The sequence below is a fragment of the Streptomyces albireticuli genome (assembly GCF_021228125.1).
GTDB lineage: Bacteria > Actinomycetota > Actinomycetes > Streptomycetales > Streptomycetaceae > Streptomyces > Streptomyces albireticuli.
In genome coordinates, this window is the sequence record NZ_JAJQQS010000005.1 from 218,048 (window position 1) to 235,770 (window position 17,723).

Below are 17,723 nucleotides of genomic sequence, written 5' to 3' on the forward strand. Positions count from 1 at the left end.
GCGCGGCATAGGGGACACTAGGGGCGAAGGAGGGCGACATATGAGCAGACGCTCCGGCATCCTCGAGTTCGCCGTTCTCGGGCTGCTCCGTGAGTCCCCGATGCACGGCTATGAACTGCGGAAACGCCTCAACACCTCGCTCGGGGTGTTCCGAGCGTTCAGCTACGGCAGCCTCTACCCCTGCCTCAAGACGCTCGTCGCCGGCGGTTACCTGATCGAGGAGCCCGGCAGCGCTCCGGAGGACGCCCGCGCGGCGTCCCTCGCCGGACGCCGGGCCAAGATCGTCTACCGGCTGACGGCGGACGGCAAAGAGCACTTCGAGGAGTTGCTCGCCCACACCGGCCCGGACGCGTGGGAGGACGAACACTTCGCCGCCCGCTTCGCGTTCTTCGGGCAGACCTCGCGGGACGTACGGATGCGGGTGCTGGAAGGCCGCCGCAGCCGGCTGGAGGAGCGTCTGGAGAAGATGCGCGCCTCCCTGGCCCGTACCCGCGAGCGGTTGGACGACTACACCCTCGAACTCCAGCGCCATGGCATGGAGTCGGTGGAGCGCGAGGTCCGCTGGTTGAACGAGCTGATCGAGAGCGAGCGGACCGGGCGCGACATGCGCAAGGCCGCCGCACCGCAGGACACGTCAGGAGAAACGGGCGGCACACCCCGGAACCGGGGTGGTTCCCGGACGGATCCGTCCGGCGACACCGCCAACTGAGCTCTGCACTCGCAGAGCTTCGTCGAGTACAAACAGGGAGCAACCGGAATGGGTTCGGTTCGCGTAGCCATCGTCGGCGTGGGCAACTGCGCCGCCTCGCTGGTGCAGGGCGTCGAGTACTACAAGGACGCCGACCCGAACGGCCGCGTGCCGGGTCTGATGCACGTGCAGTTCGGCGACTACCACGTGCGTGATGTGGAGTTCGTGGCAGCGTTCGACGTCGACGCGAAGAAGGTCGGCCTCGACCTCGCCGACGCCATCGGTGCCAGCGAGAACAACACCATCAAGATCTGCGACGTGCCGTCGACCGGCGTCACCGTGCAGCGCGGCCACACCCACGACGGCCTGGGCAAGTACTACCGCCAGACCATCGAGGAGTCCACCGAGGCCCCCGTGGACGTCGTCCAGGTCCTCAAGGACAAGCAGGTCGACGTCCTGGTCTGCTACCTGCCGGTGGGTTCCGAGGACGCCGCCAAGTTCTACGCGCAGTGCGCCATCGACGCCAAGGTCGCGTTCGTCAACGCCCTCCCGGTCTTCATCGCCGGCACCAAGGAGTGGGCGGACAAGTTCACCGAGGCGGGCGTCCCGATCGTCGGCGACGACATCAAGTCGCAGGTCGGCGCCACCATCACGCACCGCGTGATGGCCAAGCTGTTCGAGGACCGGGGCGTCATCCTGGACCGCACGATGCAGCTGAACGTCGGCGGCAACATGGACTTCAAGAACATGCTCGAGCGCGAGCGCCTGGAGTCCAAGAAGATCTCCAAGACGCAGGCCGTCACCTCCCAGATCCGCGACCGCGAGCTGGGCGAGGACAACGTCCACATCGGCCCGTCGGACTACGTGGCGTGGCTCGACGACCGCAAGTGGGCGTACGTGCGCCTCGAGGGCCGCGCGTTCGGCGACGTCCCGCTGAACCTGGAGTACAAGCTCGAGGTCTGGGACTCCCCGAACTCCGCCGGTGTCATCATCGACGCCGTGCGCGCCGCGAAGATCGCCAAGGACCGCGGCATCGGTGGCCCGATCCTCTCCGCGTCCTCGTACTTCATGAAGTCGCCGCCGGTGCAGTACTTCGACGACGAGGCCCGTGAGAACGTCGAGAAGTTCATCAAGGGCGAGGTCGAGCGCTGAGCGGAACCCTTCTAGGGTGATGTACAGAGCTTGATCGTGGGCCCCCGGGTTGTCCGCCCGGGGGCCCTCGCGTTGTGTGAGGCTGGGCGGCATGCCCGTAGTGCGCGACCTGCGTGTCCTGCTCCGACTGCGTGACTTCCGCCGTCTGCTCGCCGTGCGGCTGCTGTCCCAGGCCGCCGACGGCGTCTACCAGGTCGCGCTCGCCACCTATGTCGTCTTCTCCCCCGAGAAGCAGGCGTCCCCCACGGCCATCGCCTCCGCCATGGCCGTGCTGCTGCTGCCGTATTCGCTCCTCGGCCCGTTCGCGGGGGTCCTGCTGGACCGCTGGCGACGCCGTCAGGTGCTCCTCCACGGCAATCTGCTGCGCACGGCGCTGGCCACCGTCACCGCCCTGCTGATCGTCGCCGGCGTACCCGACTGGCTCTTCTACGCCTCGGCGCTGTCCGTCACCGCGGTCAACCGCTTCGTCCTGGCCGCGCTCTCCGCCTCCCTGCCCCGGGTGGTCGACTCCCCCGAGCGCCTGGTGATGGCGAACTCCCTCTCCCCGACCGCCGGCACCCTCGCGGCCACCGCGGGCGGCGGCCTGGCCTTCGCCGTCCGCCTCGTCACCCCCGAGGGCGCCGGTTCCGACGCCGTCGTCGTCCTGCTGGGAGCCGCCCTCTATCTGTGCGCCGGCCTCGGCTCGCTGACCATGGCCGCCGGGCTCCTCGGCCCCGACGCCTCCGTGCCACGGTCCCGGCTGCGGACAACCCTGGCCGACACGGCCGGTGGCCTGGTGGCGGGGCTGCGCCACCTCGGGCAGCGCCGTACGGCCGCCCGCGCGCTGGCCGCGATGACGCTGATGCGCTTCTGCTACGGCGCGCTGCTGGTCACCGTGCTGATGCTGTGCCGGTACGCGTGGACGGACACCGAGTCCGCGGGGCTGGCCCTGCTCGGTGTCGCGGTGGCCGTGTCGGGAGCGGGGTTCTTCGCGGCCGCCGTGCTCACCCCGTGGGCCGTGGCCCGGCTGGGCCGGCGCGGGTGGATGATCGTCTGCGCCGTGGTGGCGGCGGTCCTGGAGCCCGCCCTCGGTCTCCCCTTCGCCCGCGTACCCATGCTGATCGCCGCGTTCGTCCTGGGGCTGTGCACCCAGGGCGCGAAGATCGCCACGGACACGGTGGTCCAGGCGTCGATCGACGACGCCTTCCGGGGAAGGGTCTTCTCCCTCTACGACGTCCTCTTCAACGTCGCCTTCGTTGGCGCGGCGGCGGTGGCCGCGCTGATGCTGCCGCCCGACGGCCGGTCGGCCGCGCTGGTGGTGACCGTCGCCCTGATCTACGCGGCGACCGCGGTCGCCATGGCCCGGCCCCGGCGTCGGTGATCCGGATGTGCCGAGGGGCGGTGTTTCACGTGAAACACCGCCCCTCGGCACATCCACGCGCTGATGTTTCACGTGAAACCACGGAAGCACCGGCGCGGCACATCAGCCCTGTGCCGCCCACCACTCCTTGAGCGCGGCGACGGCCGCCTCGGGCTCCATCGGGCCGTTCTCCAGACGGAGCTCCAGCATGTGCTTGTACGCCTTGCCGATCTGCGGGCCGGGGCCCACCCCGAGGATCTCCATGATCTGGTTACCGTCCAGATCCGGCCGGATCGAGTCCAGCTCCTCCTGCTCCTGGAGCCGGGCGATGCGCTCCTCCAGGCCGTCGTACGCGCGAGACAGGGCGTTCGCCTTGCGCTTGTTCCGCGTCGTGCAGTCCGAACGGGTCAGCTTGTGCAGCCGGTCCAGCAGCGGCCCGGAGTCCCGTACGTACCGGCGCACGGCGGAATCGGTCCACTCGCCCGTCCCGTAGCCGTGGAAGCGGAGGTGGAGCTCCACCAGCTTGGAGACGTCCTTCACCAGCTCGTTGGAGTACTTGAGCTTGGTCATCCGCGACTTGGTCATCTTCGCGCCGACCACCTCGTGGTGGTGGAAGGAGACCCGGCCGTCCTTCTCGAAGCGCCGGGTCTTCGGCTTGCCGATGTCGTGCAGCAGCGCGGCCAGGCGCAGCACGAGGTCGGGGCCGTTCTCCTCCAGGTCGACGGCCTGCTCCAGGACGGTGAGCGTGTGCTCGTACACGTCCTTGTGGCGGTGGTGCTCGTCACGCTCCAGGCGCAGGGCCGGGAGCTCGGGCAGGACGAGGTCGGCGAGCCCGGTGTCGACGAGGAGCCGCAGGCCCTTGCGGGGGTGGTCGGAGAGGATGAGCTTGTTGAGCTCGTCCCGGACCCGCTCGGCGGAAACGATCTCCAGCCGGCCGCTCATCTCCGTCATGGCCTCGACGACCTCGGGCGCGACCTCGAAGTCCAGCTGCGCGGCGAAGCGCGCGGCCCGCATCATGCGCAGCGGGTCGTCGGAGAAGGACTCCTCGGGGGTGCCGGGGGTGCGCAGGATCCGCGCGGCCAGGTCCTCCAGGCCGTTGTGCGGGTCGATGAACTCCTTCTCCGGCAGCGCGACGGCCATCGCGTTGACGGTGAAGTCCCGGCGGACGAGATCTTCCTCGATGGAGTCGCCGTAGGAGACCTCGGGCTTGCGCGAGGTCCGGTCGTACGCTTCCGATCGGTATGTGGTGACCTCAATATCGAAGTCCGACTTGCGGCATCCCACGGTCCCGAAGGCGATACCGACCTCCCAGACGGCATCGGCCCAGGGCCGCACGATCTTCAGCACGTCCTCCGGGCGGGCGTCCGTGGTGAAGTCCAGGTCGTTGCCGAGCCGGCCGAGCAGCGCGTCCCGCACCGATCCGCCGACCAGGGCAAGCGAGAACCCGGCCTCCTTGAACCGGCGGGCGAGGTCGTCGGCCACGGGGGAGACCCGCAGGAGCTCGCTCACGGCGCGGCGCTGCACGTGGCTGAGCTCGTTCGTGGACGGCGTGGTGTGGCTGTCATTGTTGGCGTTCGGCACAACAGAAGAGGGTACGTGGCCGCACGCCCCGGGGCCTCTTCGTTACGGGCCCAAGGCGACAGCCCAGGCAAAGCGGGCGCAGTCCGGACAACCACCCCGCAGTGATCTTGCGGAACGGTCCGCGGCACTTAGCCGCAGCGGGCCTCGTTACCATTCGTGGACGCACAACCGACGACCACTGACGACGACGAGGGACGGGCGAGCGCGTGGCCGAGGCGGCAGAGTTCCAGGGGACGACGGCCGCTCCTGCCTGCCGGTGGGCCAGGCACCTCATGACGGTGCTGCTCGGGGTCCTGCTCCTCGTCGGCCTGGTACAGCTGCCCGCGGCGCCGGCGGCCCGCGCCGAGTCGCCCACCTCCAGACCTGTCGGGGTCGCCATCGACACCGTGACCCCCGTCGCACCGACGCAGAACGACACGATCACCCTCTCCGGGACCGTCACCAACAACAGCGGGTCGACGGTCACCGACGCCCATGTGGGGCTGCGGGTGGGTCCGCAGGTCAGCGGCCGGAGCGACATCGACGACATCGGCTACCGGGCGGGCTTCTCGCCGGGGACCGACGGCGCGGAGCTCGGCAAGCACACCCAGAAGATCGACAAGCTGGCTCCGGGGGTCAGCAGGGAATTCAGCATCTCCCTGCCGGCGAAGGACCTCGACCTCGGCCACGACGGCGTCTACCAGCTGGGCGTCTCCCTCTCCGGGCGGTCGGCCGACCACCCCTACGAGGGGGTGCTGGGCATCCAGCGCACCCTGCTGCCCTGGCAGCCGTCCGGTGTCGAGGGCAAGAAGACGCAGCTCACGTTCCTGTGGCCGCTGGTCTCCGCCACCCACCTCACGGCGCGCACCGAGAAGGACCAGCAGCAGACGCCGATCTTCCCCAATGACGACCTCGCCGCCGAGCTGGCCCCGGGCGGCCGCCTGAACCAGCTCGTGGCGCTGGGCAAGGACCTGAAGATCACCTGGGTGATCGACCCCGACCTGCTCGCCACGGTCGAGGCCATGACCAAGAGCTACCGGGTCGACGGGCCGGACGGGAAGGTCGTCCCGGGCAAGGGGCAGGCGGTCGCGAAGCAGTGGCTCAGCCGGCTCCAGACCGCCGTCGCGGGCCACCAGGTGGTGGCGCTGCCCTTCGGTGACCCGGATCTCGCCTCGCTCGCCCACCGGGGCAAGGACGTCTCCGGGACCCTCAGCCACCTCCAGTCCGCGACGGAGCTCGCCGCCACCACCGTCGACACCATCCTCGGTGTGAAGCCGCGCACGGACTTCGCGTGGCCGGTCGACGGCGCGGTCGACTCCTCGATCATCGACGTGGCCACCTCCGCGGGCGCCCACAACGTGATCGCCCGCAGCGACAGCATCCGCGAGCCCAAGGCCTCGTACACGCCCAGCGCGGCCCGCCAGATCGGCGGTGGCAACACCGCCGTCGTCGCCGACGCGCGGATGTCCACGGTCTTCCAGGGCGATCTGATCCGGGCGGACAACGCCTCCCTCGCCGTGCAGCGCTTCCTGGCGCAGAGCCTCCTGGTGAACCGCCAGGCCCCCGACGACGAGCGCAGCATCGTCGTGGCACCCCAGCGCATGCCCACGACGAGCCAGGCGCAGGCCATGGCCGCCGCGATCAGCGGCCTGTCGGACGGCCGCTGGACCACACCGCTCGACCTGGGGGACGCGGCCAAGGCCAAGCCGGACCCCTCCGCCAACCAGCAGGTGCCCGGCTCCGGCTCCTACCCCGAGTCGCTGCGCGCGCAGGAACTGCCCACCGAGGCGTTCCAGGAGATCCAGAAGACCCAGAGCACCCTGGACAGCTTCAAGGTCATCCTCACCTCCGAGGACCGGGTGGTCACCCCGTTCGGCAGCGCGATCATGCGGGAGATGTCCACGTCGTGGCGCGGCGACCGCAACGGCGCCGCGGACTTCCGCGACGCGGTGCAGTCGTATCTGTACGAGCTGACCCGCCAGGTGCAGCTCATCAAGAAGTCCGACGCCACCCTCTCCGGCCGCGACGCGACGCTTCCGATCACCGTGCAGAACGGCCTGCTCCAGGGCATCGACGGCCTCCGGCTCGTGCTGGAGTCCAGCCAGCCGAACCGCCTCAAGGTCGACGCCTCCCAGCCGGTGAAGATCGAGGGCGGACACCGGCAGACGCTGAAGTTCGAGACGCGGGCCAACGCCAACGGCCCGGTGAAGCTGACGGCCCGGCTGTACACGGACGACGGGCAGCCCTACGGCGAGCCGATGTACTTCTATGTGCATGTCACGTCGATCACCCCTATGGTTCTGCTCGTCATCGCGGGTGGTGTCCTCCTCCTGATCCTCGCGGGGCTCCGTATCTACCTCCAGCGCAAGCGGTCCGCCGCCCGTGGGACGGCGGACGGCGGGGCGCCCGGCGGGGAGGGGAACGGCCCGGGTGACAGCGGCCCGGGTGACGACCGGCCCGAGGTGCCGGGCGACCCGGCACCGGACACCGGATCGGAAAGCACTGACCCATCCGGCACAGGTGAGAAAGTGGACCGTTGACGTGTAGTGGGGCCGGCCGGCCGCGGACGATGAGGTGGGGTAGCGATGAACGCGCCGTACGACGGTGACCGCGGGCAGGGCTCGGGTGGTGAGCAGCGGGGCCACTACCCGCCGCCACCGCCTGCCCCGGACTCGCCCCGTCCGGGCCCGTACGCCCAGGACCCCTACCTCCGGGACGCCTACGCCTCCGAGCCCTACCCCGGGCAGGACCCGTCCGCCCAGGACCCGGTGAGCGACGCGCTGTACGACCGCGCGGCGCACCCGCCGGCCACGCCCGGCACGTACCAGAACACCTTCCCGCTGCACCAGCAGCCGGCCGGCCCGCAGCACGGCCCCGACCCGCAGCTGTGGGCCCCGGCGCCGGCGCAGCAGCCCGGCGCCCGCCCGTACGGCGACGAGCCGACGACGCAGTTCGCCGGCATCGGCGCCCAGGCGTCGGCGGACCAGCCCGAGCGTGACGCCTTCGCGCACCTGTACCGGGACCAGCAGCCGTACGAGCCGCAGCGCCCGTCCGGCCAGCCGATCCCAGCACCGGGGCACTACACGCCCCAGCCGCCGCAGGGCCCCGCCCAGCCCGGCGCGGAGCCCGAGCCCACCCTCGTCCCCGAGGCCCCCCCGGCCCCGGCCGCGGCCAAGGGCGGCAAGGCCGCGAGCCTGCTGAAGTCGAGCGCCGTGATGGCGGCGGGCAGCTTCGTCTCCCGCATCCTCGGCTTCGCCCGCAACCTGGTGATGGCCGCCGCCATCGGCGTCGGCACCCTCAACGACAGCTACCAGGTCGCCAACGTCCTGCCCACGATGATCTACATCCTGGTCGGCGGCGGCGCGCTCAACGCCGTGTTCATCCCGCAGCTGGTCCGCGCGATGAAGAACGACGAAGACGGCGGCGAGGCGTACGCCAACCGGCTCCTCACCCTGGTCGTCGTCCTGCTCGCGGGCGTCACCACCGCCTGTGTCCTGGGAGCCCCGCTCCTCGTCCGGATGATGATGCCGGAGAACGCCAACGACCCGGCCCAGATGGACGTGGCCGTCGCGTTCGCCCGCTACTGCCTGCCGACCATGTTCTTCATGGGCGTGCACGTCGTGCTCGGGCAGATCCTGAACGCCCGCGGCAAGTTCGGCGCGATGATGTGGACCCCGGTCCTCAACAACATCGTCATCATCGCCACCTTCGGCGCCTTCATCTGGGTGTTCGGCATCTACAAGACCGGGGAGATGGGCCCCTCCACCATCACCCCCGAGGGCATCCGGCTGCTGGGCATCGGCACCCTGCTGGGCCTCGCGGTCCAGGCGCTCGCCATGCTCCCGTACCTCCGGGAGACCGGCTTCCGGCTCCGCCTGCGGTTCGACTGGCGCGGCCAGGGCCTCGGCAAGGCCGCGGGCCTGGCCAAGTGGACGCTGTTCTTCGTCCTCGCCAACCAGCTCGGCATGGTCGTCGTCACCCAGCTCGCCACCCGGGCGGGCGCGACCGCGGAGGGCCAGGGCCACTCCGGCACCGGCATCACGGCCTTCAACTACGCGCTCCAGCTCTGGCAGATGCCGCAGGCCATCATCACGGTCTCCGTGATGACCGCGGTCCTCCCCCGGATCTCCCGCGCCGCCCACGACGGCGACGTCTCCGCCGTGCGCGACGACCTCTCCCACGGACTGCGCACCTCGGCCGTCGCGATCGTGCCCTGCGCCTTCGCCTTCCTCGCGCTCGGCATCCCCATGTCCACGCTGATGTTCGGCACCTCCAACATCAGCAGCGCCGTGAACATCGGTGTCATCCTGATGGCCTTCGGCCTCGGCCTGATCCCGTACTCCGCGCAGTACGTCATCCTCCGCGGCTTCTACGCCTACGAGGACACCCGCACCCCCTTCTACAACACGGTGATCGTCGCCGGGGTCAACGCCGCCGGCGCCGTCGCGAGCTTCCTGGTGCTGCCCGCCCGCTACGCCGTCGCCGGCATGGCCGCCTCGTACGGTCTCGCCTACGCCGTCGGTGTAGGCGTCGCGTGGCGCCGCCTGCGCACCCGGCTGGGCGGCGAGCTCGACGGGTCCCACGTCATCCGTACGTACACCCGTCTCATCGGCGCCTGCATCCCCGCCGCGCTCATCGGTGGTGCCGTCGCTTACGGCATCGGTCAGCTGATCGGCCGGGGTCTCGCCGGATCCATCGCCTCTTTGACCGGCGGTGGTCTGATCCTGATCGCTGTCTTCTACATCGCCGCGAAGCGGATGCGGGTCGAGGAACTGACCGCCATGGTCGGTATGGTCCGCGGACGGCTCGGACGCTGATCCGAGCACAACCATCGCCCGCCGCCGCGTGTCGTGCATAGCGCCGGACTGTGGGCACAATTGTCTTGGCTGTGGACAGCGCGCAACGGATGGGGAGGCAGGAACGACGGTGGCGGAACGGAGCACAGCTGCCGTCGACGTGGCAGGCACCAGCGGCGACAAGCCGCTGACCGCCGAGGCGGGCAAGGCCACGGCCGACGGGGCGGAGACCGCGATCAAGCCCGACACTCAGAAGGACAGCGAGCCCGCGGAGCGCCGGGGCACCGCGCGCGACGCCCGATCCCCCGAGCTCCACAGCGGCCACAAGCTCGCCGGGCGGTACCGCCTGGAGGAGTGCGTCACCCGTCTGGAGGGATTCAGCAGCTGGCGCGCGGTCGACGAGAAGCTCCGCCGCGCCGTGGGCGTCCACCTCCTCCCGGCGAGCCACCCGCGCTCCCGCCCGGTGCTCGCCGCCGCCCGCTCCGCCGCCCTGCTCGGCGACCCCCGTTTCGTCCAGGTCCTCGACGCCGTCGAGGAGAACGACCTCGTCTACGTCGTCCACGAGTGGCTGCCCGACGCCACCGAGCTGAGCACCGTCCTCTCCGCCGGCCCCATGGAGCCGCACGACGCCTACCAGCTCGTCAGCCAGGTGTCCCAGGCCATGGCCGCCGCCCACCGCGAGGGCCTGGCCCACCTCCGCCTCAACCCCGGCTCGGTGCTGCGCACCTCGACCGGGCAGTACCGCATCCGCGGCCTCGCCGTCATGGCCGCCCTGCGGGGCATCGCCTCGGAGCACCCGCAGCGCACCGACACCGAGGCCATCGGCGCGCTCCTCTACGCCGCCCTCACCCAGCGCTGGCCGTACGAGAACAACGCCTACGGCCTGCCCGGCCTGCCCAAGGGCGTCGGCCTCATCGCCCCGGACCAGGTCCGGGCCGGCATCCACCGCGGCCTCTCCGAGCTCGCCATGCGCGCGCTCGTCAACGACGGGGCCACCGCCTCCCGGCAGGAGCAGCCCTGCGCCACGCCCGAGGAGCTGGCCAAGGCGGTCGCGGCGATGCCGCGCATCCGGCCACCGGAGACGCCCTTCGCGACTCCTCCCGGCGGCTACCAGCGCACGAACTACCACCAGGGTGCGTACGGTCAGCCGCCGACGCGCAACGGCGTCCCGGTGCAGCCGGCACCCGTCCCGCCGCCCCCACCGCTCCAGAGCCGCACCGGCCGGGCACTGAAGTGGAGCGTCGCGGCACTGCTCATCGCGGCACTGGGCCTGGGCAGCTGGCAGCTGGCGGACACCCTCCTGAAGACCGGCGAGCCGGACACCCCGCGCTCCACGTCGGCCAACGACGGCTCCTCGAAGAAGGCCGAGCGGACGCTGGCCGTGGAAGGCGCGAGGGAGTACGCCCCGGACGGCAAGTACCAGCACGCCTCGGACGTCGGGAACACCTACGACAAGGACGCCCGCACCGGCTGGTACTCCAGCTCCTTCTACAACGGTCCGGATCTCGATCCGTCGTTCAAGCGCGGCGTCGGCATCGTCTACGACCTGGGGTCGAAGCAGAAGTTCAGCGGCGCCGAGGTGAAGCTCCAGTTCGGCGGTCCCCACACCACCATCACGCTCTACGCGACCGACGCGCTGAACCCGTCGACCCCTCTGGACGACATGAAGAAACTGGCGTCGTCCGAGAAGACGGACGGCAAGCGCCTCAAGTTCACCGTCAAGAAGCCTTCGGAGACCCGGTACGTCCTCCTCTGGATCACCGCCATGCCGCACGCACCGGCGCAGAACGGCCCCTACAACTACAGCGATCCCGGCTACAAACAGGGCATCAATGACGTGAAGTTCAAGGGGCTGGCACACTAGCGGAGCCAGGGGAGGGGGACCCACATTGGACGACGTCACCCACGACGACCTGAGCGACGCCGACCTCCTCGCGAAGCATGTGGGTGGCGACCCCGATGCCTTCACGGAGCTCGTGCGGCGCCACCGCGACCGCCTCTGGGCCGTCGCGCTCCGCACCCTGGGCGACCGGGAAGAAGCCGCGGACGCCGTCCAGGACGCCCTGGTCTCCGCCTACCGCGCCGCGCACACCTTCCGGGGACAGTCCGCGGTCACCACCTGGCTGCACCGCATCACCGTCAACGCCTGTCTGGACCGGGCCCGCAAGGCCGCTTCCCGGCGGACCGCGCCGCTCGCCGAGACCGAGCGGCTTGAGCAGCTGCTGGAACCCCATGAGTCCGCGGCCGCGCCCGCCGAGCGCGGAGATCTGCACCGTGAGCTGCTCCAGGCCCTGTCCACCCTGCCGCCGGACCAGCGGGCGGCCCTCGTCCTCGTCGATATGCAGGGCTACCCCGTCGCCGAGGCGGCAAGGGTTCTTGATGTCCCTGTGGGCACGGTGAAAAGCAGATGTGCGCGAGGCCGGGCCCGGCTGCTGCCGATGCTCACCCATCTGCGCGCCGATCGTGGGGGTAGTCCGGCCCCCGGCGGGGGAAGGAACCGGTCGCAGAGCGCGTCCGTCCCACCACCGGCAGGACAGAGTGACGCAGATCCAGTGAAGGGTGGAGGTGGGCGAGCGTGACTTTGACGACCGGCACGGATGAGCACCCGGAGGTCGCGGAGATCTCCGCGCTCACCGAGGGCGTACTCTCCCCGTCCAGGACCTCGGACCTGCGTCGGCACCTGGCCGACTGCGACCTGTGCGAGGACGTACGGAGCTCGCTGGACGAGATCCGCGGACTGCTGGGCACCCTGCCCGGGCCGCCTCGGATGCCTTCGGACGTCGCGGGCCGTATCGAGGCCGCCCTCGCCGCGGAAGCGCTCCTCGACTCGACCTCACCCGAGGCCGACGCCCACGTTTCACGTGAAACCGTCTCCTGTGAAGCCGTCGAGTCCGTGCCCGTGCGGGTGTCCCCCGAGCCTGTTTCACGTGAAACAGCCGACCGTCCCGCCGGACGCCCACGGGCCGCCACCGGCCCCGGCCGGCAGACACCGGGCGCCGGCACGGCGAACGGGGACCGCCGTGCCCGGCGCTGGCCGAGGGTCCTCCTCGGCAGCGCCTGCGCCGCCGCGGTGATCGGAGCCGGCGGCTTCTTCCTTCAGAGTCAGAGCGGGGACAGCGGCACGAGCGGGGCGGACGGTGGCCAGGAGAGTCCGCCGCCGGCGGTCGTCCTCGCCTCCGGCGAGCTGGGGACCCGGGTCCAGGACCTCCTGGGAAGGCCGTTCCAGAAGGCCGAGACACGGGGCATGAGCTCCGGGAACGGCGCCCCCGAGGAGACGGGCCACACCACGCTCAGCGCTCCGGGCGGCGCGCCGACCCCTTCCTGCGTACGCGAGGGGATCGGCAGGCCCGACACCGCGCTGGCCGCGGAGCCGGACTCCTACAACGGTCAGGACGTTCATCTGGTCGTCCTCCCGCACACGGGCGACACCACACTGGTCGATGCCTATGTCGTCAGTTCGAGCTGTGTCACCGCGTCACCGACGGCACCCGGAAAGGTGCTGGTGAAGCGCACTCTGCCGCGCTCCTGAGCCTGTCCTGGCCCCAGCTGTCACATTTCGGGAATGCTCGCCCCTTAGGATCCGTTGGGTGGGGTGAACACCCCGCAAGGTCCCGAGACAGCAGTCGGCAGACAAGGAAGACTCCCGTGAGCGACGTCCGCAACGTGATCATCATCGGCTCCGGGCCCGCCGGCTACACGGCCGCGCTCTACACCGCCCGCGCTTCGCTGAAGCCGCTGGTCTTCGAGGGAGCCGTGACCGCAGGCGGCGCGCTGATGAACACCACCGACGTGGAGAACTTCCCCGGCTTCCGCGACGGCATCATGGGCCCGGACCTCATGGACAACATGCGCGCCCAGGCCGAGCGCTTCGGTGCCGAGCTGATCCCGGACGACGTCATCTCGGTCGACCTCAGCAATGAGATCAAGACCGTCACGGACTCCGCCGGCACCGTCCACCGCGCCAAGGCCGTGATCGTCACCACCGGCTCCCAGCACCGCAAGCTGGGCCTGCCCCGCGAGGACGAGCTGTCCGGCCGCGGTGTCTCCTGGTGCGCCACCTGTGACGGCTTCTTCTTCAAGGACCAGGACATCGCCGTCATCGGCGGCGGCGACACCGCGATGGAGGAGGCCACCTTCCTCTCCCGGTTCGCCAAGTCCGTCACCGTCGTCCACCGCCGCGACACCCTGCGCGCCAGCAAGGCGATGCAGGAGCGTGCCTTCGCCGACCCGAAGATCTCCTTCGTCTGGGACAGCGAGGTCGCCGAGATCCACGGCGAGAACAAGCTCTCCGGTCTCACCCTGCGCAACCTCAAGACCGACGAGACCTCCGAGCTCCCGGTGACCGGCCTCTTCATCGCGATCGGCCACGACCCGCGCACCGAGCTCTTCAAGGGCCAGCTGGACCTGGACGACGAGGGCTACCTCAAGGTCGACGCCCCGTCGACGCGCACCAACCTGACCGGTGTCTTCGCCGCCGGTGACGTGGTGGACCACACCTACCGCCAGGCGATCACCGCCGCCGGCACCGGCTGCTCCGCCGCCCTCGACGCCGAGCGCTTCCTCGCCTCCCTCTCCCACAGCGAGCACGTTCGCGAGCCCGAGAAGACTGCCTGACTCACCCCCCCACCTCCATCACCCCCACGCTGAGAAGACTTAAGGAGACCTCCGTGGCTCTCAAGACCGTGACCGACGCTTCCTTCGACGAGGACGTCCTCAAGAGCGACAAGCCCGTTCTGGTGGACTTCTGGGCCGACTGGTGCGGCCCGTGCCGTCAGATCGCCCCGTCCCTGGAGGCGATCGCCGCCGAGCACGGCGACAAGATCGAGATCGTCAAGCTGAACATCGACCAGAACCCGGCCACGGCCGCGAAGTACGGCGTCATGTCGATCCCGACCCTGAACGTCTACCAGGGCGGCGAGGTCGTGAAGACCATTGTCGGCGCCAAGCCCAAGGCCGCCATCGAGCGCGACCTGGACGTCTTCATCAGCGCCAAGTAAGCCCTTCCGCTGTTTCACGTGAAACAGCGGAACGAACAGGCCCGCCCCCTCCACGAGGGGGCGGGCCTGTTCCGTGTCCGCGACGTACTCAGCTCCTAGAGCGGCCGGAGGGCGGGTTCCTTCTGCACCGCCCCCAGCAGCCGGTCCAGGGCCAGCTCCACGTCTTCCTTCCAGGACAACGCCGTCCGGAGCTCCAGCCGAAGGCGGGGATAGCGGGGGTGCGGCCGTACGGTCTTGAAGCCCACCGCCAGCAGATGATCGGCGGGCAGGACGCACGCGGGCTCCTTCCAGCGGGCGTCGCCGAACGCCTCAATCGCCTTGAAGCCCCGCCGCAGGACGTCCTTGGCGACGGTCTGCACCATCATCCGGCCCAGCCCCTGCCCCTGATAGGCCGGCGACAGCCAGGACGTCATCAACTGGACGGCGTCCGCGGCGACCGGGCTCGTGGAGAAGACCGCCGAGCGGGGAACGTAGGCGGGCGGGGCGTAGAGCACAAAGCCCACCGGGACCTCGTCGACATAGACGACCCGGCCGCAGGAACCCCATTCCAGCAGCACGGCCGAGATCCATGCCTCCTTCTCCAGCTCCGGGCGGCCCGTCCTCAGCGCGGCCTCACCGCTGACCGGGTCCAGCTCCCAGAAGACGCAGGCACGACAGCGCGGAGGGAGATCCGAGAGGTTGTCCAGCGTGAGCGGTACAAGCCGACGCCCCATGGAGCCGATTCCTCACTTCCGTCGTGTGTCACACGCCGGGCGGCGCTCAGTGCGCTCCGTTCCCTGAGGAGGCCGCCGACGAATCCGCCGACCGCCCCCAGGCCGAAGCCCGCTGCCATCAGTCCGGTCCGACTCACCGTTCGCATGGCCCCGCCCCTCCGTGAACCGTGTCCCACGTGGATGCGCCGTGCCCCAACGCATCGTATCCGGACGGGCATTGACCGAAAAGCGGGGAAAGGCAAAGGGCGGGTGGTGTTCCACGTGAAACACCACCCGCCCTCCGCGACTACCGTCGGCAGACCTACTCCGTGTCCCCGTCCTCACCGGAGAGCTTCTGCTCCAGCACCCGGCCCTCGCCGGGGGCGAGCGTGCCGAGAATGCGCTCCAGATCCTCCATCGAGGCGAACTCGACGACGATCTTGCCCTTCTTCTGGCCCAGGTCCACCTTCACCCGCGTCTCGAAACGATCCGAGAGCCGGGTGGCGAGACCGGTGAGTGCCGGCGAGACCCTGGCACCCGCGCGCGGTCCCTTGGCCTTCGTCGAGCTCCGCGTGCCCTTCTTCCACAGGGTCGCGAGCTCCTCCACCGAGCGCACCGACAGGCCCTCGGCCACGATCCGTACGGCCAGCCGGTTCTGCTCCGCGGCATCGTCGATCGACAGCAGTGCCCTGGCGTGACCCGCGGACAGCACACCGGCCGCGACCCGCTTCTGCACATCCGGCGGCAGCTTCAGCAGCCGGAGCGTGTTGGAGACCATCGAACGCGACCGGCCGATGCGGTCCGCCAGCTGGTCATGCGTGCAGTTGAAGTCCTTGAGCAACTGGTCGTAGGCGGCGGCCTCCTCGAGAGGGTTCAGCTGGACGCGGTGCAGATTCTCCAGCAGCGCGTCCAGCAGAAGCTTCTCGTCCTCGGTCGCCCGGACGATGGACGGAATCGTCTTCAGCCCCGCCGCGCGGCAGGCCCGCCAGCGCCGCTCGCCCATGATGAGCTCATAGCGCTCGGGAGCCAGCCGGCGGACGACCACCGGCTGGAGCAGCCCGACCTCGCTGATGGAGGTGACGAGCTCGGCGAGGGCGTCCTCGTTGAACTCCTCCCTGGGCTGCCTCGGGTTCGGGGTAATGGCTTCCAGCGGGAGCTCGGCGAAATACGCCCCCGAGGACGGCATCTCCACGGCCCGCGCATCAGCCGCGGGGCTGACGCTCCCGGTTTCACGTGAAACGGGGACATCGGCCACGGGCGGAGAGGACGCCTCGGCCACATCTCGCTCGGCCGTCAGCACCGGGACCGCCGTCGGCGACGTCGCGCCGGGGCCCACCACCGGCCCGGCGTTGTCCGAGGTCTTGGGTGCGGCCGGAATCAGCGCTCCCAGCCCTCGGCCCAGTCCTCTACGTCGCTCGCTCACTGAAGCCCCTCCGACATGCTGTGCTGGTCTTGCTGTTGCTGGCGACCCACCGTGTGGGCCTTACTACCGTCGTAACGCACGCCGACCCCCCGCAGCGCGATCTCCCGGGCCGCCTCCAGATAGGACAGCGCACCGGTGGAACCCGGGTCATAGGTGAGGACGGTCTGCCCATAGCTGGGCGCCTCCGAGATACGCACGGACCGGGGGATGCTGGTCCGCAGCACCTCGTGCCCGAAGTGGCTCCGGACCTCGTCGGCCACCTGCGAGGCGAGCCGGGTCCGGCCGTCGTACATCGTCAGCAGGATCGTCGACACATGGAGCTCGGGGTTCAGATGTCCCCGCACCAGCTCCACATTGCGGAGCAGCTGCCCCAGGCCCTCCAGCGCGTAGTACTCGCACTGGATCGGGATGAGGACCTCCGCGCCGGCGACGAGGGCGTTGACCGTCAGCAGGCCGAGCGAGGGCGGGCAGTCGATGAGGATGTAGTCCAGCGGCTGCTCATAAGCCTTGATCGCCCGGTCCAGCCGGCTCTCGCGGGCCACGAGGGAGACCAGCTCGATCTCGGCGCCCGCCAGGTCGATGGTGGCGGGCGCGCAGAAGAGCCCCTCCACATCGCGCACCGGCTGCACCACATCGGAGAGCGCCTTGCTGTCCACGAGAACGTCGTAGATCGACGGGACATCGGCGTGATGGTCGATGCCCAGTGCCGTGGAGGCATTGCCCTGGGGGTCCAGGTCGATGACCAGGACGCGGTTGCCGTGCAGGGCCAGCGAAGCCGCCAGGTTCACGGTCGTCGTGGTCTTACCGACCCCGCCCTTCTGGTTGGCGACCACCATCACCCGGGTCTTGTCCGGCCGGGGCATCGGCGGTGGTGGCGTTTCACGTGAAACGACCTCGCCCGTCGGCAGGTGACCGAGGTCGGCTCCCGGCTGGGGGTCGGCGGGACGGGGACCGGGGACCGGATCGGCCATCGGCCCCGCGATATTGGCGTCGGACCGCAAGGATTCACTCTCCTCGACTTCAGGCTCGCAATAGACAGAGCCTGCCATGGTTTCGGGGTCGTGAACCAGCGAGGC

Annotated in this window: 14 protein-coding genes; 10 read left to right on the plus strand and 4 right to left on the minus strand. The window is 70.2% G+C overall.

The features are described from left to right. Positions 1-40 precede the first annotated feature (40 nt). From LUZ64_RS11670 to LUZ64_RS11680, 3 genes are all read left to right on the plus strand, one after another. Positions 41-709, plus strand: coding sequence for a PadR family transcriptional regulator (locus LUZ64_RS11670; protein ID WP_095580997.1), 669 nt, complete (start codon positions 41-43; stop codon positions 707-709). 48 nt (positions 710-757) lie between these two features. Beyond that, positions 758-1,840: an inositol-3-phosphate synthase gene (locus tag LUZ64_RS11675; RefSeq protein ID WP_095580998.1), complete on the plus strand. Its 1,083-nt coding sequence runs from the start codon at positions 758-760 to the stop codon at positions 1,838-1,840. 91 nt (positions 1,841-1,931) lie between these two features. Continuing rightward, complete coding sequence (locus LUZ64_RS11680) at positions 1,932-3,200, plus strand: MFS transporter (RefSeq protein WP_095580999.1); 1,269 nt, start codon at positions 1,932-1,934, stop codon at positions 3,198-3,200. A 102-nt stretch (positions 3,201-3,302) separates the two neighbouring features. Here LUZ64_RS11680 and LUZ64_RS11685 read toward each other — a convergent pair whose 3' ends face one another. Continuing rightward, positions 3,303-4,760 carry a CCA tRNA nucleotidyltransferase gene (locus LUZ64_RS11685; RefSeq protein ID WP_095581000.1) on the minus strand — a complete coding sequence of 486 codons (1,458 nt, stop codon included), beginning with the start codon at positions 4,758-4,760 and terminating at the stop codon, positions 3,303-3,305. 206 nt (positions 4,761-4,966) lie between these two features. On the opposite strand from LUZ64_RS11685, the gene LUZ64_RS11690 reads away from it, so the two are divergent. The 7 genes from LUZ64_RS11690 to trxA all read left to right on the plus strand — a co-directional run bounded on the left by LUZ64_RS11690 (position 4,967) and on the right by trxA (position 14,532). Then, entirely contained in the window at positions 4,967-7,279 is a 2,313-nt protein-coding gene (locus LUZ64_RS11690) for a DUF6049 family protein (protein WP_095581001.1), read from the plus strand. Positions 7,280-7,324: 45 nt separating this feature from the next. After that, the gene (gene murJ / locus LUZ64_RS11695) at positions 7,325-9,556 is read left to right on the plus strand and encodes a murein biosynthesis integral membrane protein MurJ (protein WP_232389901.1); all 2,232 of its coding nucleotides are present in this window, start codon (positions 7,325-7,327) and stop codon (positions 9,554-9,556) included. A 109-nt stretch (positions 9,557-9,665) separates the two neighbouring features. Next, positions 9,666-11,399: a protein kinase family protein gene (locus tag LUZ64_RS11700; protein ID WP_095580836.1), complete on the plus strand. Its 1,734-nt coding sequence runs from the start codon at positions 9,666-9,668 to the stop codon at positions 11,397-11,399. A gap of 25 nt (positions 11,400-11,424) precedes the next feature. After that, positions 11,425-12,114, plus strand: coding sequence for an RNA polymerase sigma factor SigM (gene sigM / locus LUZ64_RS11705; RefSeq protein ID WP_095580837.1), 690 nt, complete (start codon positions 11,425-11,427; stop codon positions 12,112-12,114). Next, positions 12,111-13,064, plus strand: coding sequence for an RsmA family anti-sigma factor (locus LUZ64_RS11710; RefSeq protein WP_095580838.1), 954 nt, complete (start codon positions 12,111-12,113; stop codon positions 13,062-13,064). Before sigM ends, LUZ64_RS11710 begins: the two co-directional genes overlap by 4 nt. Positions 13,065-13,180: 116 nt before the next feature. Then, positions 13,181-14,149, plus strand: a complete 969-nt coding sequence (trxB, locus tag LUZ64_RS11715; RefSeq protein ID WP_095580839.1) for a thioredoxin-disulfide reductase — start codon at positions 13,181-13,183, stop codon at positions 14,147-14,149. A 53-nt stretch (positions 14,150-14,202) separates the two neighbouring features. Continuing rightward, on the plus strand, positions 14,203-14,532 hold the full coding sequence (trxA, locus tag LUZ64_RS11720) for a thioredoxin (protein WP_095580840.1): 330 nt from the start codon (positions 14,203-14,205) through the stop codon (positions 14,530-14,532). A gap of 95 nt (positions 14,533-14,627) precedes the next feature. Here the strand turns inward: trxA and LUZ64_RS11725 are convergent, their stop codons facing one another. The 3 genes from LUZ64_RS11725 to LUZ64_RS11735 form a co-directional block, all read right to left on the minus strand. Continuing rightward, entirely contained in the window at positions 14,628-15,245 is a 618-nt protein-coding gene (locus LUZ64_RS11725; RefSeq protein ID WP_095580841.1) for a GNAT family N-acetyltransferase, read from the minus strand. A 301-nt stretch (positions 15,246-15,546) separates the two neighbouring features. Continuing rightward, positions 15,547-16,647 carry a ParB/RepB/Spo0J family partition protein gene (locus LUZ64_RS11730; protein WP_095580842.1) on the minus strand — a complete coding sequence of 367 codons (1,101 nt, stop codon included), beginning with the start codon at positions 16,645-16,647 and terminating at the stop codon, positions 15,547-15,549. Then, positions 16,644-17,696: a ParA family protein gene (locus tag LUZ64_RS11735; RefSeq protein ID WP_095580843.1), complete on the minus strand. Its 1,053-nt coding sequence runs from the start codon at positions 17,694-17,696 to the stop codon at positions 16,644-16,646. Before LUZ64_RS11735 ends, LUZ64_RS11730 begins: the two co-directional genes overlap by 4 nt. Between the last annotated feature and the right edge of the window lie 27 nt (positions 17,697-17,723).

What these genes read in the sequence shown, in the direction of transcription:
- LUZ64_RS11670 (WP_095580997.1), top strand. Translation starts at nt 41, where the DNA reads ATGAGCAGACGCTCCGGCATCCTCGAGTTCGCCGTTCTCGGGCTGCTC.
- LUZ64_RS11675 (WP_095580998.1), top strand. Translation starts at nt 758, where the DNA reads ATGGGTTCGGTTCGCGTAGCCATCGTCGGCGTGGGCAACTGCGCCGCC.
- LUZ64_RS11680 (WP_095580999.1), top strand. Translation starts at nt 1,932, where the DNA reads ATGCCCGTAGTGCGCGACCTGCGTGTCCTGCTCCGACTGCGTGACTTC.
- murJ (WP_232389901.1), top strand. Translation starts at nt 7,325, where the DNA reads ATGAACGCGCCGTACGACGGTGACCGCGGGCAGGGCTCGGGTGGTGAG.
- LUZ64_RS11725 (WP_095580841.1), bottom strand. Translation starts at nt 15,245, where the DNA reads ATGGGGCGTCGGCTTGTACCGCTCACGCTGGACAACCTCTCGGATCTC.
- LUZ64_RS11735 (WP_095580843.1), bottom strand. Translation starts at nt 17,696, where the DNA reads ATGGCAGGCTCTGTCTATTGCGAGCCTGAAGTCGAGGAGAGTGAATCC.